The organism is Nocardioides sp. S5 (assembly GCF_017310035.1).
Taxonomy (GTDB): domain Bacteria; phylum Actinomycetota; class Actinomycetes; order Propionibacteriales; family Nocardioidaceae; genus Nocardioides.
The window spans coordinates 2,179,006-2,199,674 of record NZ_CP022296.1 but is presented as its reverse complement, the minus strand read 5'-3'; the positions used below and the strand labels follow the sequence as shown (position 1 = coordinate 2,199,674).

General features: G+C 72.6%; 25 protein-coding genes and 1 pseudogene. 12 read left to right on the top strand and 14 right to left on the bottom strand.

The window, feature by feature from the left end; all coding sequences use genetic code 11:
• The first annotated feature begins 31 nt into the window (after positions 1–31).
• Positions 32–1,219, top strand: coding sequence for a glycogen synthase (glgA, locus tag CFI00_RS10905; RefSeq protein WP_207085156.1), 1,188 nt, complete (start codon positions 32–34; stop codon positions 1,217–1,219).
• Between the two features lie 202 nt (positions 1,220–1,421).
• On the opposite strand, the gene CFI00_RS10900 is transcribed toward glgA, so the two are convergent.
• Complete coding sequence (locus CFI00_RS10900; RefSeq protein WP_207085155.1) at positions 1,422–2,858, bottom strand: glycine hydroxymethyltransferase; 1,437 nt, start codon at positions 2,856–2,858, stop codon at positions 1,422–1,424.
• A 263-nt stretch (positions 2,859–3,121) separates the two neighbouring features.
• On the opposite strand from CFI00_RS10900, the pseudogene CFI00_RS10895 reads away from it, so the two are divergent.
• From CFI00_RS10895 to CFI00_RS10880, 4 genes and pseudogenes are all read left to right on the top strand, one after another.
• Positions 3,122–4,960: pseudogene (locus CFI00_RS10895) on the top strand (nitrite/sulfite reductase); the annotation flags it as partial.
• Positions 4,960–5,115: a hypothetical protein gene (locus CFI00_RS10890; RefSeq protein ID WP_207085153.1), complete on the top strand. Its 156-nt coding sequence runs from the start codon at positions 4,960–4,962 to the stop codon at positions 5,113–5,115. The pseudogene CFI00_RS10895 and the gene CFI00_RS10890, both read left to right, overlap by 1 nt.
• A complete protein-coding gene (locus CFI00_RS10885) occupies positions 5,112–5,855 on the top strand; it encodes a phosphoadenylyl-sulfate reductase (RefSeq protein ID WP_207085152.1) in 744 nt (247 codons plus the stop codon). The genes CFI00_RS10890 and CFI00_RS10885 overlap by 4 nt, the downstream gene beginning before the upstream one ends.
• Before the next feature lie 82 nt (positions 5,856–5,937).
• Positions 5,938–6,681 (top strand): sirohydrochlorin chelatase, encoded by a 744-nt coding sequence (locus tag CFI00_RS10880; RefSeq protein ID WP_207085151.1) that lies wholly within the window; start codon positions 5,938–5,940, stop codon positions 6,679–6,681.
• Between the two features lie 53 nt (positions 6,682–6,734).
• Here CFI00_RS10880 and CFI00_RS10875 read toward each other — a convergent pair whose 3' ends face one another.
• From CFI00_RS10875 to CFI00_RS10815, 13 genes are all read right to left on the bottom strand, one after another.
• A complete protein-coding gene (locus CFI00_RS10875) occupies positions 6,735–7,430 on the bottom strand; it encodes a DNA alkylation repair protein (protein WP_207085150.1) in 696 nt (231 codons plus the stop codon).
• Positions 7,431–7,440: 10 nt separating this feature from the next.
• The gene (locus CFI00_RS10870) at positions 7,441–7,818 is read right to left on the bottom strand and encodes a DUF3037 domain-containing protein (RefSeq protein WP_207085149.1); all 378 of its coding nucleotides are present in this window, start codon (positions 7,816–7,818) and stop codon (positions 7,441–7,443) included.
• Complete coding sequence (locus CFI00_RS10865; RefSeq protein WP_207085148.1) at positions 7,815–8,576, bottom strand: HipA family kinase; 762 nt, start codon at positions 8,574–8,576, stop codon at positions 7,815–7,817. Before CFI00_RS10865 ends, CFI00_RS10870 begins: the two co-directional genes overlap by 4 nt.
• Positions 8,576–9,427, bottom strand: a complete 852-nt coding sequence (locus tag CFI00_RS10860) for a PPK2 family polyphosphate kinase (RefSeq protein ID WP_207085147.1) — start codon at positions 9,425–9,427, stop codon at positions 8,576–8,578. Before CFI00_RS10860 ends, CFI00_RS10865 begins: the two co-directional genes overlap by 1 nt.
• A gap of 7 nt (positions 9,428–9,434) precedes the next feature.
• Positions 9,435–10,169 (bottom strand): GNAT family N-acetyltransferase, encoded by a 735-nt coding sequence (locus tag CFI00_RS10855; RefSeq protein WP_242532792.1) that lies wholly within the window; start codon positions 10,167–10,169, stop codon positions 9,435–9,437.
• 12 nt (positions 10,170–10,181) lie between these two features.
• Entirely contained in the window at positions 10,182–10,670 is a 489-nt protein-coding gene (locus tag CFI00_RS10850; protein ID WP_207085146.1) for a phosphoribosyltransferase family protein, read from the bottom strand.
• A 44-nt stretch (positions 10,671–10,714) separates the two neighbouring features.
• Complete coding sequence (locus CFI00_RS10845) at positions 10,715–11,452, bottom strand: regulatory protein RecX (protein WP_207085145.1); 738 nt, start codon at positions 11,450–11,452, stop codon at positions 10,715–10,717.
• On the bottom strand, positions 11,442–12,494 hold the full coding sequence (gene recA, locus CFI00_RS10840; protein ID WP_207085144.1) for a recombinase RecA: 1,053 nt from the start codon (positions 12,492–12,494) through the stop codon (positions 11,442–11,444). Before recA ends, CFI00_RS10845 begins: the two co-directional genes overlap by 11 nt.
• Before the next feature lie 208 nt (positions 12,495–12,702).
• Entirely contained in the window at positions 12,703–13,956 is a 1,254-nt protein-coding gene (locus CFI00_RS10835; RefSeq protein WP_207085143.1) for an MFS transporter, read from the bottom strand.
• Positions 13,953–14,147, bottom strand: a complete 195-nt coding sequence (locus tag CFI00_RS10830; RefSeq protein ID WP_056600613.1) for a DUF3046 domain-containing protein — start codon at positions 14,145–14,147, stop codon at positions 13,953–13,955. Before CFI00_RS10830 ends, CFI00_RS10835 begins: the two co-directional genes overlap by 4 nt.
• Positions 14,144–14,767, bottom strand: coding sequence for a class I SAM-dependent methyltransferase (locus CFI00_RS10825; RefSeq protein ID WP_207085142.1), 624 nt, complete (start codon positions 14,765–14,767; stop codon positions 14,144–14,146). Before CFI00_RS10825 ends, CFI00_RS10830 begins: the two co-directional genes overlap by 4 nt.
• On the bottom strand, positions 14,764–15,300 hold the full coding sequence (locus CFI00_RS10820; protein WP_207085141.1) for a DinB family protein: 537 nt from the start codon (positions 15,298–15,300) through the stop codon (positions 14,764–14,766). The genes CFI00_RS10825 and CFI00_RS10820 overlap by 4 nt, the downstream gene beginning before the upstream one ends.
• Positions 15,301–15,321: 21 nt before the next feature.
• Complete coding sequence (locus CFI00_RS10815) at positions 15,322–15,828, bottom strand: superoxide dismutase family protein (RefSeq protein WP_207085140.1); 507 nt, start codon at positions 15,826–15,828, stop codon at positions 15,322–15,324.
• A gap of 149 nt (positions 15,829–15,977) precedes the next feature.
• Here CFI00_RS10815 and CFI00_RS10810 point away from each other — a divergent pair, with 149 nt between their 5' ends.
• The 7 genes from CFI00_RS10810 to CFI00_RS10780 are packed head-to-tail and all read left to right on the top strand — an operon-like array spanning position 15,978 to position 20,651.
• Positions 15,978–16,544 carry an RNA polymerase sigma factor gene (locus tag CFI00_RS10810; RefSeq protein WP_207085139.1) on the top strand — a complete coding sequence of 189 codons (567 nt, stop codon included), beginning with the start codon at positions 15,978–15,980 and terminating at the stop codon, positions 16,542–16,544.
• Positions 16,541–17,344 carry a hypothetical protein gene (locus CFI00_RS10805; RefSeq protein WP_207085138.1) on the top strand — a complete coding sequence of 268 codons (804 nt, stop codon included), beginning with the start codon at positions 16,541–16,543 and terminating at the stop codon, positions 17,342–17,344. The genes CFI00_RS10810 and CFI00_RS10805 overlap by 4 nt, the downstream gene beginning before the upstream one ends.
• Positions 17,341–18,207 carry an ATP-binding cassette domain-containing protein gene (locus CFI00_RS10800; RefSeq protein WP_207085137.1) on the top strand — a complete coding sequence of 289 codons (867 nt, stop codon included), beginning with the start codon at positions 17,341–17,343 and terminating at the stop codon, positions 18,205–18,207. The genes CFI00_RS10805 and CFI00_RS10800 overlap by 4 nt, the downstream gene beginning before the upstream one ends.
• Entirely contained in the window at positions 18,204–18,752 is a 549-nt protein-coding gene (locus tag CFI00_RS10795) for a hypothetical protein (protein WP_207085136.1), read from the top strand. The genes CFI00_RS10800 and CFI00_RS10795 overlap by 4 nt, the downstream gene beginning before the upstream one ends.
• Positions 18,749–19,366 carry a hypothetical protein gene (locus CFI00_RS10790; RefSeq protein WP_207085135.1) on the top strand — a complete coding sequence of 206 codons (618 nt, stop codon included), beginning with the start codon at positions 18,749–18,751 and terminating at the stop codon, positions 19,364–19,366. Before CFI00_RS10795 ends, CFI00_RS10790 begins: the two co-directional genes overlap by 4 nt.
• A complete protein-coding gene (locus tag CFI00_RS10785; RefSeq protein ID WP_207085134.1) occupies positions 19,363–19,665 on the top strand; it encodes a hypothetical protein in 303 nt (100 codons plus the stop codon). The genes CFI00_RS10790 and CFI00_RS10785 overlap by 4 nt, the downstream gene beginning before the upstream one ends.
• Positions 19,662–20,651, top strand: a complete 990-nt coding sequence (locus CFI00_RS10780) for a nucleoside hydrolase (protein ID WP_207085133.1) — start codon at positions 19,662–19,664, stop codon at positions 20,649–20,651. The genes CFI00_RS10785 and CFI00_RS10780 overlap by 4 nt, the downstream gene beginning before the upstream one ends.
• The last annotated feature ends 18 nt before the right edge of the window (positions 20,652–20,669 follow it).

The window sequence follows — 20,669 nt, the reverse complement described above, 5'->3', positions numbered from 1 at the left end:
GTCGACCACCCGTGGGCACTAGGTTCGGCTCATGCGCATCGATGTCCTCAGCAAGGAGTACCCGCCGGAGGTCTACGGAGGTGCCGGCGTGCACGTGGCGGAGCTCGTCCGCGCACTCCGCGTGCAGCCCGACGTCGACGCCCGCGTGCGGTGCTTCGGAGCGCCGCGCTCGGAGCCCGGCACGACGGCGTACGCCGAGCCGTCGTCGCTCGCCGACGCCAACGCCGCCATCCGCACGCTCGGCGTCGACCTCGCGATGGTCGACGACTGCGCCGGTGCCGACCTGGTCCACTCCCACACCTGGTACGCCAACATGGCCGGCCACCTCGCCGGGCTGATGCACGGCATCCCCCACGTCGTCAGCGCCCACTCGCTGGAGCCGATGCGGCCGTGGAAGGCCGAGCAGCTCGGCGGCGGCTACGCCTTGTCGAGCTGGGCGGAGCGCACGGCGTACGAGGGTGCCTCCGGCATCGTCGCGGTGAGCGCCGCGATGCGCGACGACGTGCTGCGCAGCTACCCGCTCGTCGACCCCGACCGGGTGCACGTGGTGCACAACGGCATCGACACCACCGAGTGGTCCCCGGTGGCGAATCCCGACCGCGTGCGCGAGCTCGGCGTCGACCCCGACCGGCCCAGCGTGATCTTCGTCGGCCGGATCACCCGGCAGAAGGGCCTGCCGCTCTTCCTACGCGCGGCCGCCGCGCTGCCGCCCGAGGTGCAGCTCGTGCTGTGCGCCGGCGCGCCGGACACCCCGGAGATCGAGGCCGAGGTGCGGGGGCTCGTCGAGGACCTCGCCGCGACCCGGTCCGGCGTGGTCTGGATCGCGGAGATGCTGCCGCGTCCCGACGTCGTCGCGCTGCTGACCGCCGCGACCGTCTTCGCCTGCCCGTCGATCTACGAGCCGCTCGGCATCGTCAACCTCGAGGCGATGGCCTGCGAGACCGCCGTCGTCGCGACCGCCACCGGCGGGATCCCCGAGGTGGTCGTGCACGGCGAGACCGGATGGCTGGTCCCGATCGAGCAGGCCACCGACGGCACCGGCACCCCGCTGGACCCCGAGCGCTACGTCGCCGACCTCGCGGCCGCGCTCACCGACGCCGTGTCGGACCCCGACCGGGCACGCACCTACGGCGAGGCCGGGCGGCAGCGGGCGCAGGAGTCCTTCAGCTGGGACGCCATCGCCGGCCGGACGCTGGAGCTCTACCACTCGCTGACCTGAGCCGCCGTGGACACGCAGACATTGGTCGTTCGGCAGTCGCGCACCGTCGCCGCACGCGCGCGGACATTGGTCGACGAGAGCCTGTCGGTCGCCGCGTGACCTGCGCGGCCCGGACGACCATTGCCCGCGCGTCTCCGTTCGGTCCGTACAACGACAGCGCGCCACGGCGGCGCCGGGCGCCCGGAGGTCGGCTACGTCTGGGTCAGCTGAGGACGAGCCCGGGGTAGAGCGGGTGCTTGTCGAGCATCTCGGCCGACTGCTTCGTGACGCGGTCCGCGACTCCGTCGCCCAGGACGTACGACGCCTTGCTGGGGCCGCCGGCCTTGGTCGTGCCGGCCTCGGTGTTGCTGAGCACGTCGACGATCAGCTCGGCGACGGTGTCGAACTCCTCGTGCCCGAAGCCGCGGGTGGTGAGGGCGGGGGTGCCGAGACGGACGCCGGAGGTGTACCACGCGCCGTTGGGGTCGGCCGGCACCGAGTTGCGGTTGGTGACGACGCCCGCATCGAGGAGCGCCGACTCGGCCTGGCGGCCGGTGAGGCCGTAGGACGACACGTCGAGCAGCACGAGGTGGTTGTCGGTGCCCCCGGTGACGAGGTTCGCGCCACGGGTCAGGAAGCCCTCGGCCAGCGACTTGGCGTTGTCGGCGACCTTCTGCGCGTAGGTCTGGAAGGACGGCTGACGCGCCTCGGCGAAGGCGACGGCCTTGGCGGCCATGACGTGCGAGAGCGGACCGCCGAGGACCATCGGGCAGCCGCGGTCGACGTCGGCGGCGAACTCCTCCTGCGCCAGCACCATGCCGCCGCGCGGGCCGCGGAGCGACTTGTGGGTCGTGGTGGTGGTGAGGTGGGCGTAGGGAACCGGGTCCTCCTCACCGGTGAAGACCTTGCCCGCCACGAGCCCGGCGAAGTGCGCCATGTCGACCATGAGGACGGCGCCCACCTCGTCGGCGATCTCGCGCATCTTCGCGAAGTTCACCCGACGCGGGTAGGCGGAGTAGCCGGCGACGAGCACCAGCGGCTTGAACTCGCGCGCCTTGGCAGCGACGGCGTCGTAGTCGAGCAGCCCCGTCCCCGGGTCGGTGCCGTACTGCTGCTGGTGGAACATCTTGCCGCTGATGTTGGGGCGGAAGCCGTGGGTGAGGTGACCGCCGGCGTCGAGCGACATGCCGAGCAGGCGCTGGTTGCCGAACTCGTGGCGCAGGGTCTCCCAGTCGGCCTCGGTCAGCTCGTTGACGTTCTTGGCCTGCATCTTGGCCAGGTAGGGGGTCTCGACCTTGTTGGCCAGGATCGACCAGAACGCCACCAGGTTGGCGTCGATGCCGGAGTGCGGCTGGACGTAGGCGTAGGGCGCGCCGAACAGCTCGCGGGCGTGCTCGGCGGCGAGGGTCTCGACGGTGTCGACGTTCTGGCAGCCGGCGTAGAAGCGGTGGCCGACGGTGCCCTCGGCGTACTTGTCGCTGAACCAGGTGCCCATGGTCATCAGCACGGCCGGCGAGGCGTAGTTCTCCGACGCGATCAGCTTCAACGAGCTGCGCTGGTCGGCCAGCTCCTGGCGGGTGGCCTCGGCGATCCGCGGCTCGACCGCTGCGATGACCTCGAGGGCCTGGGAGTACGCACTGCTGATCAGGGAGTCCGTCATGGGCCCAGCCTAGAGCGGCCGGGGTCGGTCGCGAACACCGGAGCGTCTGCGTGAACACCGGGCCACCTGCGCGTCCGGGTACGCGCGCGCTGATGTGACCTGGGACGCACTCCCGCCCCTCCTCGCCCCGTGGCAGCAGCCACACATCTCACTATCTGGAGCCGCGTCTCAGGGAACGAGATTTCGTCTTGTGGAATGAGTGTCCACTCCCTGAGACTTCTTGACATGGTCACCGCTTCCACCCACACGCACCTCGTGGTCCGACGTCACGTCGACCTCATGCGCGTGGGCAGCGCGACCTGTTGGCATCGCTGACGCCGCCGATCTCCACCCCTTCCGCGCTCACCGTCGCGCGCGGCACCCCCTCAGCGAACAGGACCTTCCTGACCATGCCCGACCTCCGGTTCAAGCCCCAGGCCGCCCAGAGCACCGAGATCCCGCGTCCCAAGCGCGCCGAGGGTCAGTGGGCGCTCGGCTACACCGAGCCGCTCAACAAGAACGAGCAGTCCAAGAAGGACGACGACCCGCTCAACGTCCGTGACCGGATCCTCTACACCTACTCGCGCCGCGGCTTCGACTCCATCGACCCGGCCGACCTGCGCGGTCGCTTCCGCTGGATGGGCCTCTACACGCAGCGTGCTCCCGGCTTCGACGGCGGCAAGACCGCGCAGCTCGAGGAGGAGGAGCTCGACGACCGCTTCTTCATGATGCGCGTGCGCACCGACGGCCAGGTCCTCGACGCTGCGGCCCTGCGGGCGCTCGGCGAGGTGTCGACGGCGTACGGCCGCAACACCGCCGACATCACCGACCGCAACAACATCCAGTACCACTGGATCGAGATCGAGAGCGTCCCAGCGATCTGGGAGCGCCTCGAGTCCGTCGGTCTCACCACCCTCGAGGCGTGCGGCGACAGCCCGCGCCCCTTCCTCGGCTCACCTGTCGCCGGCATCGCCAAGGACGAGATCATCGACGGGTCGGAAGCGCTCGAGGAGATCAAGCGCCGCATCCTGGGCAACCCCGACTACTCCAACCTGCCGCGCAAGTTCAAGACCGCGCTGACCGGCCACCCCAGCCACGACGTCGCCCCCGAGGTCAACGACGTGTCCTTCGTCGGCACGGTCCACCCCGAGCACGGCCCCGGCTTCGACCTGTGGGTCGGCGGCGGGCTCTCGACCAACCCGATGCTCGCGCACAAGCTCGGCGTGTGGATCCCGCTCGACGAGGTCGCCGACGCCTGGGAGGGCGTCGCCGGGATCTTCCGCGACTACGGCTACCGCCGCCTGCGCTCCAAGGCGCGCCTGAAGTTCCTGCTCGCCGACTGGGGCAAGGACAAGTTCCGCGAGGTGCTCGAGAACGAGTACCTCCACCGCACGCTCGTCGACAACCCGTCCCCCGAGGCGCCCGTCGCCCAGGGCGACCACATCGGCATCCACGAGCAGAAGGACGGCCGCTTCTACGTCGGCGCCGCTCCGGTCGTGGGCCGCATCGACGGCTCCACGCTGACCGCCCTGGGCGACCTGGTGGAGGAGTACGGCGCTGCCGGGGCGCGGCTCACCGCCTACCAGAAGCTCGTGGTGATCGGCGTCGCTGCCGAGGACACCGAGGCCTTCGCCGACGACCTCGAGAAGATCGGGCTCACCGCCCGGCCGAGCAACTGGCGTCGCTCGACGATGGCCTGCACCGGCATCGAGTTCTGCAAGCTCGCCATCGTCGACACCAAGGAGCGTGCGCGCAGCCTGGTGACCGAGCTGGAGAAGCGCTTCCCCGACCTCGACACCCAGATCTCGGTCAACGTCAACGGCTGCCCCAACGCCTGCGCGCGCACCCAGGTCGCCGACATCGGCCTGAAGGGCCAGCTGGTGATGGACACCGACGGCCAGCAGGTCGAGGGCTTCCAGGTCCATCTCGGCGGCGCCCTCGGGCTCAACCCGGCGATGGGCCGCAAGCTGCGCGCCCACAAGGTCACCAGCGCCGGCCTCGACGACTACGTCACGGCCGTCGTGTCGGCGTACCTGTCCGACCGCACCGACGGCGAGCGGTTCGCCGCGTGGGTCGCGCGCGCCGACGACACCCTGCTGCGCGGGGAGCCGGTGGCAGTCTGATGAGCGAGCGCGCGCAGCCCTTCCACTGCCCCTACTGCGGGGACGAGAACCTGTTCCCCCAGGAGGGCGCAGGTGCGTGGGAGTGCCGCTCGTGCCTGCGCGCCTTCACGGTGAAGATGACCGGGATGATCCGGCCGGGCGGAGGTGCGCCATGAGCCTGTCCACCCGCGCCGCCCGCGCCTTCAAGGGCACCCACACCGAGGGGCGTACGCCGGAGGAGCTGCGCGAGCTCGTCTCCCACGTCGGCGCCGAGCTCGAGCTGGCTCCCGCCGAGGTGATCATCGAGTGGGCGGTCGCGACCTTCGGCGACCGGTTCGCCATCACCTCCTCGATGGGTGACGCCGTGCTGGCCCACCTGGCCTCCACGGTCGCGCCCGGCATCGACGTCGTCTTCCTCGACACTGGCTACCACTTCGTCGAGACCATCGGCACCCGCGACGCGGTCGAGGCGACCCTGCCGGTGAACCTGCGCACCGTCGGCACGTCGCTGAGCGTCGCCGAGCAGGACGAGCAGTACGGCAAGGACCTCTACAAGACCGATCCCGACCTGTGCTGCGCGCTGCGCAAGGTCAAGCCGCTGGCCGACACGCTCGCCGAGTACGACGCCTGGGCCACCGGCCTGCGTCGCGCCGAGACGCACAACCGCGTCATCGCGCCGGTCGTGGGCTGGGACGCGCGCAAGGGCAAGGTCAAGGTGTCGCCCCTCGCTCGCTGGAGCGACGAGCAGGTCGAGACCTACATCGCCGACAACGGCGTGCTGGTCAACCCGCTCGTGCACGACGGATACCCCAGCATCGGCTGCTGGCCCTGCACCCGCCGGGTCGCGCCGGGCGACGACCCGCGCAGCGGGCGCTGGGCCGGCACCACGAAGACCGAGTGCGGGATCCACGCATGACACCACCCCGCCTGCTCCCCCACCGGTGCGACAACGCCGTCGCCCACCACCGCACCACCACTCACGATCGGAGGCACCTCTGATGGCTGCTCCTGCTCTGGTTGCCCTGGCCCACGGAAGCCGGGACCCGCGTTCGGCCGCGACGATCAAGGCGCTCGTCGCCGAGGTCAAGGCGCTGCGTCCCGACCTCCGCGTCGAGACGGCCTTCCTCGACCTCGCCAAGCCGTCGTTCGACACGGTCGTCGACCGGCTGGTCAAGGCCGGGTTCGACGAGATCGTCGTCGTCCCCCTCCTGCTCACCGAGGCCTACCACGCCAAGGTCGACGTGCCCGAGGTCATCGCCGCCGCGATGGCGCGCCACGAGGGCCTCAAGATCCAGGCCAGCCGGATCCTCGGCATGGAGTCGGCCTTCCTCGAGGTGCTCGACGTCCGCCTGCGCGACGCCCTCAAGGCTGCCCGGGTGCGCGAGCTCGACGCGCTCGTCCTCGCCGCCGCGGGCTCCTCGGACCCGCTCGCCAACCAGTCGGTGGCGCGCATCGCCCGCACCTGGGGCGCGCGCCACAAGCTCCCGGTGACGGCTGCCTTCGCCTCGGCCGCTCCGCCGGCGACCGGCGAGGCCGTCCGGGCCTTCCGTGCGGAGGGCAAGCGCCACATCGCGGTCGCGTCCTTCTTCCTCGCCCCGGGCCGCTTGCCCGACCGGGCCACCGAGCTCGCCTTCGAGGCCGGTGCCGTCGTGGTCTCCGACCCGCTGGGCGCGCACCCGGCGGTGGCGCGGGCGATCCTGGCGCGCTACGCCGTGGGTGCCGTCGAGCTCGTCCCCGTCTGATCCCACGCTGGCGTCATGGCGGGTGGTCGCCGGAGCGACCACCCGCCATGACGTCACGTGAGGTGCTTGAGCGCCTCGCGGCGCGACAGACCGCTGAGCCGATCGCCGTACCGGTCGGCGAAGGCCCGCACCCACACGGGATCGGTCCGCGCGTGCTGGCGCAGCGCCCAGCCGAGCGCCTTACGCACGAAGAACTCCCGCCCGTACGCCGTGCCGTCGAGGTTGGCGACCAGCACCCGCTCGAGCAGGTCGGTGTCGGTGTCCTCGCCGTGCCGCAGCTGCGCCAGCATCGCCGTACGCCGGACCCACATGCTGTCGGGGTCGACGGACCAGACGTCCATCACCGGCGTCGCTGCCGCGCGGTGGTCGAGCAGCACCTGCCCGACGAGGTGCGAGGCGACCTCGTCGACCACGTCCCACCAGGCGCCGGTGCGCACGAGGTGCTCGAGCAGCGGCAGCAGGTCGGGGTCGAGCCAGTCGCGGTAGGCGCGGTGGCGCAGCAGGGCGACGGCGGCGTACCACTCCTCGCGGTGCGTGACGTCGTCCCACAGCTCGAGGGCCGCGGCCTCCCAGGACCCCCGGTCGACGAACCGGTGCTCGACGAGGAGCGGCCTGAGCAGCGCCCGCAGCTCGGGCGCGCCGAGCCCGACGTAGGGCAGGTCGGACTTCATGTAGGCCTGCTGCTGCACCGCCCGCTCAGGATCGCCGGTCGCGGCGAGGGCGGCCCGGACCGCGCCGACGTACGTCACGGGCGTCCGCTCATCCGACGAGGCGTTCGCGCAGGTGCTCGAGCTGACGCGCGGGGTCGGCGGTCATGCCGCCGTGCACCGGCCCCGGCTGGAGGACGGTGCTGCGCGGGGCCTTGAGGAAGCCGAACCGCTGTCCCAGTGACTGGCGCGCCGCCTCCCCCGCCCGCTCGTCCCCGCGGCACACCGCGTCGACGAAGGCGAGCGCCTCGCAGACCTGGTCGGTGTCGAGGTCGGGGTGCAGCGCGCGCAGCCGGTCGGCGTCCACGCTCCACGACGCGTCGAGGAAGTCGGCGCCCTGGCAGTGCAGGACCACGCCGACGTTGAGGAACTCCTCGCGCTCCGGGCGCGGGACGCAGCGCAGCACGACGTACTGGTAGGCGAGCCTCATCCGGCACCTCCCGGCAGCCACTGGCGGGTGCCGAGCCGGGCGAGGAGGAACTCGACGTAGGCCGCGCGCAGCGCGTCGGGCGTCTCCGCGCCCGCCACCGGCTCGAGCCAGACGTCGGGGACCTCGGCCAGCACGTCGGCGAGGACGTCGGCCCCGAGTGCTGCGGAGATCTCGCTGTCGAGCTCCCGCGCGCGGCTGGCGCACGTCTCGAAGACGTGACCGCTGACGTCCCACGGCTGGGCGGCGAACTTCGCGGGGTCGCCGACACCGGAGCGCCACCCGTGGTGGAAGTAGAGCGAGGCACCGTGGTCGATGACCCAGAGGTCGCCGTGCCAGAGCAGGAGGTTGGGGTTGCGCCAGGAGCGGTCGACGTTGGCGGTGAACGCGTCCAGCCACAGCACGCGCGCGCCCTCGTCGTCGGCGGCGCTGACCTGCCCGTCGACGCCGAAGGAGCCGGGCAGGAAGTCGATCCCGAGGTTGGTGCCGACGCTCGCCACCAGCAGGTCCTGGACCTCCTCGTCGGCCTCGTAGCGAGCCAGCTCAGCGTCGAGCTCGAGGACGACGAGCCGCGGCGTGCGCAGGCCGAGCCGCGTGGCCAGCCCGCTGGCGATGACCTCGGCCACGAGCACCTTCGCGCCCTGGCCGGCGCCGCGGAACTTGCAGACGTAGGTGCCGAGGTCGTCTCCCTCCACCACCCCGGGCAGGCTGCCGCCCTCGCGCAGCGGCGTGACGTAGCGGGTGACCGCGACGGTGGGCATCACTGGACCGGGGACTCCTCGTGGAGCCGCTTCGTCTCGGCCTCGACGTCGAAGTCGGCGACCGGCCACTGCGGGTCGAGCCCGCGGAGCGTGTCGAGGAGGAGCTGGCCGACGGCGAGGTTGCGGAACCACTTCTTGTCCGCGGGCACCACGTGCCACGGTGCGGCCTCGGTGTGGGTGCGCTCGAGCGCGATCTCGTACGCCTCACGGTAGGCCGGCCACAGGGCACGCTCGTCGAGGTCGCCGGGGTTGTACTTCCAGTGCTTCTCCGGGTTGGCCAGCCGCTCGGCGAGACGCTCCTTCTGCTCCTCGGGGCCCACGTGCAGCATGCACTTGATGATCGAGAAGCCCTCGTCGGCCAGGCGGGCCTCGAACTCGTTGATCGCACCGTAGCGGCGCTCGATCTCGCCGGGCTCGGCGAAGCCACGTACCCGGGCGATCAGCACGTCCTCGTAGTGCGAGCGGTCGAAGACACCGATGTAGCCCGCCTCCGGCAGCCCCTTCTCGATGCGCCAGAGGAAGTCGTGCGCACGCTCCTCCTCGGTGGGGGCCTTGAAGCTGGTGATCCGCACGCCCTGGGGGTCGACCAGCCCGATCGTGTGGCGCAGCACCCCACCCTTGCCGCTGGTGTCCATCCCCTGCAGCACGATCAGCACCCGGCGCTCGGACCCGACCGTCCGCTCGGCCCAGAGGCGCTCCTGCAGGTCGGCGAGCTCGGGACCCATCGCCGCGAGCGCCGCCTTGCCGTCGGTCTTGGAGCCGTCGAAGCCGGGCGCGGCGTCGGTCTCGATCGCGGACAGGTCGACCGGCCCCTGCGGGAGCCGCAGGTGGGCGGAGATGTCGTCGGTCATGGGCACATCATGGCCCACCCGCGACTGCCACCGGTCCCAGCACGCGGCGTACGTCGAGGGTGCAACCCACGGCGGTCGCCGTGGCCCCGTCCCGCTGCGGCTCGTCGAACCACGTGCCCTGCGCGAACCCCGCCTTGGCGAGGATCCGCAACGAGGCGAGGTTGCGGTGGTCCGGTGCCGCGAAGTAGCTGCCGGCGTCGGGGAGGTCGCGCCTCGCCCGCTGCATCCACGCCCACACCATCCGCACACCCAGTCCTCGTCCGAGACGGTGGGGATCCCCGATCGCGTAGTCGAGCCCGAGGGCGTCGGGGTCGGGAGCGAGCAGGGCGAAGTCCGGGTAGTCCCGGATCCGGTAGTCCTGCACGAACCCGATCGAGCGACCGTTGACCTCGACCACCCACATCCGTGTCGGAGTGTCCCCGTCGACCCTGGGGCCGTACCGCGCTGTCACGCGGGCGTCGGTCGGCTCACCGTCGGCGTGCCACCACCGGCGCACGTGCGGAGCCCGCAGCCATCCGGCGAGGACCGGCAGGTCGCCGCGCGTCATCGCCCGGAGGTCGAGGACCAGGTCGCGGTCGACGACGAAGTGCGCCGTCCCACCGGACAGGTCGTGCGGCCACAGGTGGAGCGCGGGGGTCGGCGACAGGCCTTCGGCGAGCCTGAGAGCGGTCGCCGCCCACGACTCCCCGGGGCCGGTGTCCCCCGCAGCGGTGTGCTCCCCGTCGCGGACCAGGACCTGCACGCCGTACGCCGTTCAGTGGGCGAGCGCGCCCGGCACGACCGGCGGGAGGACCGACCACGGGAAGTCGATCCACTGCTCGGTGACCCGCCAGCTGTAGTCCGGCTTGATGACCGACTGCGGCTTCTCGTAGATCACGACGGTGCGCGCCTCGGCCACGTTGCCCTCGCAGAACTGGTGCACCAGCTCGAGGGTGCGGCCGGTGTCGGCGACATCGTCGGCGATGAGGACCTTCAGCCCGGACAGGTCGATCGCCGCCGGCGTCGGTGGCAGCATGATCGGCACGTCGAGGCGCTGGTCGACGCCGGTGTAGAACTCGACGTTGATCACCGACAGGTTCTTCACCCCCAGCGCGTAGCCCAGGCCCATACCGAGCGCGAGACCGCCGCGCGCGATCGACAGGATCATGTCCGGGGCGAAGCCGGAGTCGGCCACCTCCTGCGCCAGCTCGCGGGTGGCCGTGCCGAACAGGTCGTAGGTGAGGACCTCGCGCTCGTTGCTCACGAGCACATCCCACCAGAGGGCTGACCTGCCGCGGAAGGGGTCGCTCAGTCCTCCGGGTGGTCGACGAGGTCGGTCAGGTCCACCTGGTCGTCGTCGGCCAGCGCTTCTCGGACCACCGAGAAAGCCAGGCCTGCGCCGTAGCCCTTGCGCGCGAGCATCCCGACCAGGCGCCGGGTGACGACCTGCGGTTCGAGCCCGCGCACGGACCGCATCTTGCGGTCCACCAGTGCGCGGGCCGCGGTGCGCTGGTCGTCCTCGTCGATCTGCTCGAGGGCGGCCTTGGCCTCCTCGTCATTCACGCCCTTGCGGCGCAGCTCCTGCGCCAGCGCACGGGGCGCGAGCCCGCGGCTGCGGTGCCGGCTCTCCACCCACGCCGAGGCGAAGGCAGCATCGTCGATCAGGCCGACGTCGGTGAAACGGTCGAGCAGCTCGGTGGCGATCTCGTCGGGCACCTCGCGCTTGGCCAGCTTGTCGGCGAGCTCACGGCGCGTGCGCGCCTGGCCGGTCAGCGCATCGAGCAGGATCGTGCGGGCCACTCCTTCGGGATCGGCCTCCACCTCCGCCGCGCGTGCGGCAGCGGTGGCGGCGCGGGCCTCCTCGGCCTCGGCGCGGGTCCGGGTGCGGCTGCGGCCGCGACCCTTCTTGCGCGAGCGCTCACCAGACCGCTCGGCAGGCTCGGTCGCCGGCGACGGCGTGGGTGGGGTGTCCCCCACCCACGCGCGCACGCCGAGTCCGACGTCACCGGCCCACGACGGCGGCGGGCGATGTTCCTCAGAAGTCATTGACCCCGATGGGCTCGTCACTCAGCTCGTCGGCAGGCTTGTCGACGGCCGGGATGACGCCCAGCTTCTCCAGGATCAGCTTCTCGATCTCGTTGGCGAGGTCGGGGTTGTCCTTCAGGAAGTTGCGCGAGTTCTCCTTGCCCTGGCCGAGCTGGTCGCCCTCGTAGGTGTACCAGGCGCCAGCCTTGCGGATGATGCCCGCCTCGACGCCGACGTCGATCAGGCCGCCCTCGCGGCTGATGCCCTTGCCGTACATGATGTCGAACTCCGCCTGCTTGAACGGCGGGGCCACCTTGTTCTTCACGACCTTGACGCGGGTGCGGTTGCCGACCATGTCGGTGCCGTCCTTCAGCGTCTCGATGCGGCGCACGTCGAGACGCACCGAGGAGTAGAACTTCAGCGCGCGACCACCGGTGGTGGTCTCGGGCGAGCCGAACATGACGCCGATCTTCTCGCGGAGCTGGTTGATGAAGATCGCGGTCGTGCCGGAGTTGTTGAGCGCACCGGTCATCTTGCGCAGCGCCTGGCTCATCAGCCGCGCCTGGAGGCCGACGTGGCTGTCGCCCATCTCACCCTCGATCTCGGCGCGGGGCACCAGGGCCGCCACGGAGTCGATGACGATCAGCGAGAGCGCGCCGGATCGGATCAGCATGTCGGCGATCTCGAGCGCCTGCTCGCCCGAGTCGGGCTGGGAGACCAGGAGGGCGTCGGTGTCGACACCGAGGGCCTTGGCGTAGTCGGGGTCGAGCGCGTGCTCGGCGTCGATGAAGGCGACGATGCCGCCGGCCGCCTGGGCGCTGGCCACCGCGTGGAGGGCGACCGTCGTCTTTCCGGAGGACTCCGGACCGTAGATCTCGACCACGCGTCCGCGCGGCAGACCACCGAGGCCGAGGGCCACGTCGAGGGCGATCGACCCGGTGGGGATCACCTCGAGCGGGGCACGCGTCTCGTCGCCCAGTCGCATGACCGAGCCCTTGCCGAACTGCTTCTCCACCTGTGCGAGCGCGGCGTCGAGGGCCTTCTCGCGGTCTGCACCAGCCATTGCTGTGTCCCGTTCTCTCGTCGTGTGTGTCGGTACTTCTCCGACGTTAGGGCGAGCCACCGACAGTCCCTGATCAGGACGGTCGAACGCTGTGGACAACCTCGCCGCACGTCGTACCTGTGGACGAACAGTAGCCCGAACACGTGTTCGATGGCAGACGTGGCGCGGCGTGTCGCGCGGATGTTCGCGATGACCGTGCGGGTCGGGGTCAGGGCGTCCGGGTGAGCCGTCCTGCCACCACGACGGCGAGGGCGAGCAGGGCCGCGAAGAGGGCGAGCGCCGGGTAGCCCAGTCCCCCGACGATGACCCCTGCGAACGCGCCACCACCGGCCGCGGTGAGCGCCATGGCCATGTCGGAGGTCCCCTGCACGTCCGTGCGCGCCTCGATCGGGGTGCGGTCGGCGATCACGGTGGAGGCGGCGACGGTCGCGCACGACCAGCCCAGCCCGAGGAGGAACAACCCGGCGAAGATCTGCCACGAGGAGCCCTCCGGCGACAGTCCGCAGAGCGCGAGCGACACCAGCAGGACCACCCCTCCGGCGACCAGCACCGGCGAGCGCCCGAAGCGGTCCGCCGCCCAGCCGACGACGGGCGAGAAGGCGAACATCCCGAGCACGTGGACCGAGATGACGAAGCCGATGACCTCGAGGTGCGCGCCGCCGTGCTCCATGTGGAGCGGCGTCATGATCATCACCGTCACCATCGCCGCATGGGCGCACGCCATCGCGACCACGGCCGCGCCTACTGCGGGCACGTCCCGCACGACCGTGGTGAAGGCCGCCCACGACCTTCCCCGCACGTGCGGCGCGCCGTCCGGCACGACACCGGCCGCCTCCTGGGCCAGCAGGAGCGGGTCGGGACGCAGCCGCACCCAGACCCAACCGGCCGCCAGCACGAGCACGACCGAGCCGATCGCGAAGCCGCCGGTGAGCTCCGGGATGCCGAGCGGACGTGCGACCGTGCCGCCGACGCCCACCAGGTTGGGCCCCGCAACGGCACCGATCGTCGTGGCCCACACGACCACCGACAACGCGCGGGCGCGGTGCGCCTCGGTCGCGAGGTCGGTCGCTGCATAGCGCGAGCCGCTGTTGACCGCCGACGTCGCCCCCAACAGCACGGCACCGACGAGCAGCACCGCCATCGAGTCGACGACGCCTGCGAGGACGGCGAGCAGCGCACCGGTGGCGCCGGCGAGGTAGCCGAGCACGATGCCGATGCGGCGTCCACGTCGGCGCATCACCCGCGCGAGGACGTAGGCCGCTGCTGCCGTGCCGAGGACCTGGAAGGTCTGGGCGAGCCCGGCGAGCGTCTCGCTGCCGGAGATGTCGCGCGCCAGCAGGGACGCGGTGGCCACGCCGATGGTGACTCCGACCGCGCCGACGGCCTGGGAGACGACGAGCGTGCGGACGGTGTGGCGCTGGACCTGCTCGACGTCGAGGACCGCGCCGACCTCGCTGGTCACCGCTCGCTGTCCGGGAGCTCGAGCTGGCGCCAGACGGCGGCCCAGACCTGCTTGGGCGGCACTCCTGCGTCGAGCGCCTCCTGGGTCGTGCGCCCGTCGAGGTCGCGGACGACGGTGAGCTCGGCCCAGGTGCGGGAGTAGCTGCGCCCCAGCGCGTGGTCGAGCCGCGCCCAGAACTCGGTGTGCCTCATGGGGACACCGAATCACGGACCGCCGACACCTCGAGCCACGCCTCCCCCAGGTGGCCCGCGATGCCCGACCGGACCGAGACGTCGGTCCACCCGGAGCCGGCCACGACCTCGCGCAGCGCGTCGGCGCGCCAGTAGGTGAAGTGACGCCGGCTGCTGATCGACCCATGGGTGGACCAGCCGTCGCCGTCGCCCTCCTTGAGGGAGATCCGCAGCAGTCCACCGGCGCGGGTGACCCGAGCCAGCCGGGCCAGCACCGTCGGCAGGTCAGCGCGTCGCACGTGCAGGAGCGAGGCGTTCGCCCACACCGCGTCGTACGGACCCTCCGGCACCTGCAGGTCGTCGACCAGCGGGTCCAGCAGGTCGGCGTCGAACCCCTGCTCGCGCAGCAGGGCGACGAACCCTGGCGTGATGTCGGTGCGCCGCACCCGCAGGCCGAGCGCCCCCATCAGCAGTGCGTCGCGGCCGCCACCGGAGCCGATCTCCAGCACCCGGGCGCCCACCCCGATCCGCTGGACGAAGTCCTCGATGTCGGCGCGGACGGAGTCGGGCATCGTCGGCGACGCCCTGGCGTACGCCGCTGCGTCGACGTCGTAGGCGCGGACGGTCTCCTCCACGCTCATCGGGCCCCGACGTCGTGGAGGTGGTGGACGACGTCGTGCAGGTGGTAGCTCCCGAGGGACTCCACGGTGAAGACGGAGCCGTCGGACCGCAGCCCCCGCCGGTCCTTCGCGGCCTCCGTGACCGTGGCGTAGAGACCGGCCACGGTTCCAGCGGCCGCGATCAGCCCGACCGCCACCTCCGCGGGGTCCTGGGTGCCGTAGTCGCTCTCGACCGCGGTCGCGTCCTGGTCCCAGTTGGCGAAGGAGGGCTCGTCGACCTCCAGCATCAGCCGCACCCGCTCCGCAAAGACGACGTGCACGTCACGCACGTGGCAGGCGTACTCCAGCGGTGACCACACGGCCGGCGCAGGGCGTGTGGTGACGTCGGTGCCAGCGAGCACCTCCGACCACGCCATCGCGGTGTCGTGGATCCGCGTCGGCAGAGCGTCCAGCGACTGCGCGGCCGGGTCGAACCCGCAGTCAGGACAGGGCCGCTCGAGGACCCAGGTCCAGTCCTTGGTGTCAGGGACGGGCTGCACGTCGTCGCTCGGCATGCAGCCATCCAACCAGCCCGGTCAGTGGCCCGGGTGGTCGCCGAACGCGACGCTCGTGCATGCCAGGCGGGCGCCGGCCGCACCCGTCGTGGGGTCGGTCGGCAGCGCGTGGATCACGACCGAACCGGCAGCCCCGGGCACGAAGCTCCACGGCACGGTGGCCGTGGCCACGCCGCGGCCCCGTGCGTCGGACGTGACATCGAGCCACACCTCGCGCTCGGCGAGCGGACCGGTGGCGCCGGCGTGCTGGTAGTGCCCGCCCGAGGTCGTCGGGTCGGTGCCGCAGGTCCCGGTGTGCACGTGGGCGCCGAACGTGCGGCCGGGCGGAAGGCGCTCGACCATGAGCCGCACAGTGGTCGTCTCCCCGCGGGTCCAGGCATGCACCTGCGTGGTGATGTCGGCGTACGCCGCGTCGTGCGTGTACGTCGGCCCGCGGCCGTGGTCCACGAGCACGCTGGCGGCCACGGCCGCACCTGGTAGGGCGACCACCGCGACGGCGGTGGCGATGCTGGTCCTGATGCTCGACATGGTGGGTCCTCCTGGGTCGGTGCGCCCGACGCGAGACGCATCTGGAAGTGCCGCCCACCGGCGCGTTCGGTTCACAGCGGTCTGGACCGGCGACAGACTTGGGCCGGCGCGTGAACCGATCCCGGGGGTCGGTGCCACTAGGAGACGTGATGGGAGAGGACGACACCGGCTGGGACGCCCGCGGGGCCGTGGACCGGCGCAGCGACGCCGAGCTGCTGGAGGCGGTGGGCGACGCGGACCGCGGGGCGCTGCACGAGCTCTTCGTGCGCCACGAGCCGTGGCTGGCGATCCGCCTCTCGCGTCGGTGCGCCGACCCGGCGATCGTGGACACCGCCGTCCAGGACACGTTCCTGACGGTCTGGCGCAAGCCGGGTAGCTGGCGGGGCGACGGCGAGGTCGCAGCCTGGCTGTGGGGCATCGCCGTGCGCTCGATGCTGCACCAGCTGCGCCCGCGCGCCAACGTCGTGGAGAGGTTGCGCGCCCTGCGCGGGTCGCCGATGGCCTCCGCGGAGGAGGAGCTGCTCGCCCGGGTGGAGCACAGCGACGTGGGGCTGGCCTTCTCCCGTCTCTCCCCCGACCTGCAGGCGGTCGTCCAGGCGACCGTCCTCGACGGCCTCACCACGCGCGAGGCCGCCGCGCTGCTCGGCATCCCGAGCGGCACCGTCAAGAGCCGGATGAGCCGCGCTCGCACCGAGCTGAGGGAGGGACTGCTGTGACGCAGACCTGGCACGCCGACGAGGACACCCTCCGGGCCTGGGCCGCTGGTGCGGCCGCACCGGTGCTCGCGGCCTCGATCGAGACCCACCTCCTCCGCTGCGAGGAGTGCCGGCTCCGGACGAGGGCGCTGTCGCGGACGACCGCGGACGAGGGCGTACGACGCTGGGACGCCCTGGCGGACCGCATCGACCGGCCCCGGTCCCGCCGGCTGCTGAGCCTGGGCCTCGCCACCCCCGCCCTCCGGACCGCCTGGCTCACCTCCCTCCTGGTGCTGCTCGCCCTTCCGGTGCTGGTCTCGGTGCTGGGCTTCCGGCTCCCGCTCGTGATGGCGCTGGCGCCCGTCGCCCCTCTGGCGGCGGTCGCCCTGGTCTACGGCCGCGGCGCCGAGCCGGCCGGTGAGCTCGCCCTCGCCACGCCGACCGCCGGACTACGGCTCGTCGCGGCGCGCGCCCTGCTCGTCGCGCTGACCGCCGTGCCGGTCGGCGTGGGGGGCGCTCTGCTCGTCGGCGTCCCCGTCCCCATCGCGTTCGGCTGGCTCCTGCCCGGGGCCGCCCTCGCGTCGCTGGTCGCCCTGGCCGGCACCACCCGCCTGGACCCCGCCATCGTCGCGGCCGTCCTGGGCTCGACCTGGGCCGTCGTCGTGTCGTGGCCGGCCGCGTCCCGGCGGGTCCCCGCCGACGTCGTCAGCGAGCTCATCGCCTCGGCGCCCAGCCAGCTCACCGCCCTCGTGGTCGCGCTCGCCGCGATCACCTTCACGATCGCTCGTCGCGACACCGTCGCCTACCGGAGGACCGCATGACCACCACCCGCACCACCACCGCCACGCTGCTGGCCGCAGACGGCGTCACCCATCGCTTCGGCTCGCTGACCGCGGTCGACGACGTCGACCTGTCCCTCGGTCCGGGGATCGTCGGCCTGCTCGGCCCGAACGGCGCCGGCAAGACGACCCTCCTGCGGATCCTGGCCACCGTCCTGGCCCCCGACCGGGGCACCCTGTCCCTGCTGGGGATGGACCCGGCGTCACCGTCCGCCCGCACCGACGTACGCCGGCGGCTCGGCTACCTCCCGCAGTCGCCGCAGCTCTACGGCGGGTTCACACCACTGGAGATGGTCGACTACGTCGCCATCCTGAAGGAGCACACCGACCGGGCGTGGCGCCGGCGCGAGGCTGCCACAGTGCTCGAGGCCGTCGGCCTCGGCGACCGGATGCACAAGCGCATCCGGACGCTGTCCGGTGGCATGCAGCAGCGGGTGGCGCTCGCGGCCGCGCTCATCGGCACCCCGGACCTGCTCGTCCTCGACGAGCCCGCGACCGGCCTCGACCCCGAGCAGCGGATCGCCCTGCGATCGGTGCTGGCGGAGACCGCCCAGCGCGGCTGCGTCGTGCTGTCGACCCACAACACGGCCGAGGTGGGGGCGCTCTGCCACCACGTCCTGGTCATGGACCGCGGCCGCATCTGCTGGGGCGGCACCCCGGCGGAGCTCGCCGCTGCTGCCGACGGCATGGTCTGGGAGTCCGCCCACGACGAACCGACCGCCCTGCGCAGCTGGGTGACGGGGCCGGGAGCGCGCCGCCACCTCGGCACCCCGCCCGCCGGGGCCACGGCCCTCCAGCCGACGCTGGACGACGGGTACCTCCTCGTCACGAGGCTCGCGCGATGATGGCCGTGCTCGGGCAGGCTGCCCTGCCGACCGCTCGGACGATGAGGTGGTGGCCGCTCGGTGCCGTGGGGGCGCCGGTCCTCGGTCTCGTCCTCGTCGCCCGCAGCCAGGACCGTCCGACCGACGGCCTCCTCCTCGTCGGTGCCGCGGCGCTGGCCTCGCTGGCGGTCGCGGCGCTGCGCGACGACGCGGCAGCGCTGCTCGAGCCGGTCCCCGTGTCGCCCATGTCCCGTCGCCTGCTGCGACTGGTGCTCGTCGGGGTCCCGACGCTCCTCGTCTGGTGGGCACTCGTGGCCGTCGGCGGCGGCGCGTCCGGCCCGGGCCCGCTCCTGGCGCTGGCCGCGTCGGGGGTCGCCGTCGCCGTGTGGGGTCCGGCGCGGTGGCGGGTGCTGGCCGGCGCCGCCGTCCCGGTCGTGTGGGTCGCCGTCGACCGTGCCGTCGGCTCCTCCGGCACGCTCGGGGACGTCCTCGGCTGGTGGCGCACGGACCCGTGGCCGGTGCTCGCGCTCGCCGTGGCGGCCAGCGTCCTGGGGAGGCGGCGATGAGCGCCGCGGTCGCGTCCACGGACGTGCCGGCACCTCGACGCCCCACGTCGTACGCCGTCGCGCGGTCACTGGCCGCCGCCGAGCTCCGCCGCGCGGTCCGCACGCCCGTGCTCCCCCTCGGCCTGGCCGTGTCGGTCTGGTTCATGTGGACCACCACGCCGCAGTCGGAGGAGTGGTCCGGCGGCGCCTACAGCGAGCTGGTGATGACGTCGGCTCCGCTCCTTCTGGCGACGTCATGGGTCTCGGCTGTGTCGTTCCACCGCGAACGCGCGGCTGTCGGCACCGAGGCGCCCGTGAGCGACGGACTGCGTGCCTGGGCCCGGGTCCTCGCCTCGGCGCCACTGGTCCTGCTGGCGCTCGCCTTCGCGGTGCTGCTGGGCATCCGCGAGCGGGCACTCGGCGGGCTCACGCTCGGCACCGAGCCGGGCCGCACCACCGAGGCACTGCACTCCGTGCCCGAGCTCGCACAGCACGTGGCGCTGGCCGTGCTGGCGGTCGCCCTGGGTGCGGCGCTCGGCCGGCGCGTGTCGAGCCTGGTGCTGGCGCTGCCCGTGCTCCTCGTCTTCTGGTTCGCGGTCGACGGTTTCTCCTGGCTCTCGGCCACCGCTCGGTGACGCCGTTCTCCGTCGTGCAGGTGCAGCCCGTCACGGTGCCGGTGGGACCGGCCGCGGCGGACCCGCTCGACTTCCCCTCGCACTGGCTGCTCGAGCCGCCGGGTGAGTTCCAGGAGGGGTGGGCCCGCCTGTTCGTGTCGACCGACCTGGCGTGGTGGCACGACGGCTGGGTGCTCGGACTCGCGTTGGTGCTGCTCGCTCCAGCCTTTCCGGGCGGGACGACCCGGCGCGTCCTGCTCGCCACCGGGGTCCTGACAGGCGCGGTGTGCGCGGTCGCCCAGGCGTGGGTCATCCCGTGAAGCGCCTGTTCCTGGTCCCGCTGCTGGTCCCGCTGCTGGTCTCCGTGCTGGCGGCCTGCAGCCCGGCTGCGTCGGACGCCGACGGCGAGGTCTACGTCGCCGGGCCGATGGCTCCGGCTGCACAGAAACACCCCGACGCCGTACCGGTCCTCGTCGACACAGACCTGGCACCCGACGACCTGGCCGCCCTCGCACTGCTCGCTCGCCATCCCGGCGTCGAGGTCGTGGCCGTCACGGTGCCGTTGACGGGTCAGCTGGGCTGCGTCGGTCGTGGCCTGGTGGCCGACCTCTTCGAGGGGCTCGGGACGCCACCGCCGCCCCTCGCGTGTGGAGACACGGCACGCGGGCCGGACGGCGTCGCCTTCCCCCAGGCCTGGACGATGGGTGCCATCCAGAGCAGTGGCCTGGTCGGCGACCACGTCCCGCCCTCGCTCACGCCGGTGGAGTCCCCGGCCGCCGAGCTGATCGCCCGCACGGCCCGCCGGCACGACCGGCTGCAGGTCGTCGCGCTCGGTCCGCTGACCGAGCTCGCGACCGTGCTGCGCCGACACCCGGCGGCGTACGCCCGGCTCGGCGGCATCACCATGATGGCCGGTGCCGTGGACAGCGCCTCGCACGGCGACGGCATCGCGGAGTGGAACGCCGGCGCTGATCCCGTGCCGTTCGCCGAGGTCCTCGCGAGCGGCGTGCCCGTCCTGGTCGTGCCCGACGACCCGGTGCCGCGGGGAGCGCCCTCAGGCCTGGCCGGACCGGTTGTCGGCTCGCTCGGCCGGGTCCCCGGCTTCGAGTCACCCGCCTACTGGGACCTCGTCACCGCCGGCGTGTTCCTGGCTCCCTCGGCCGCCACGACGGAGTCGGGCACCTGGTCCGTCGACACGACCGGCGACCGCGGCCGCCTGCGGCGTACGGGCGACGGGCCGGTGCAGGTGGTCAGTGCTGTCGACGCGGCGGCTCTCGACGAGGTCTACCGCGCCGCGTTCGGATGAGCCCGGCGACAATGGGGC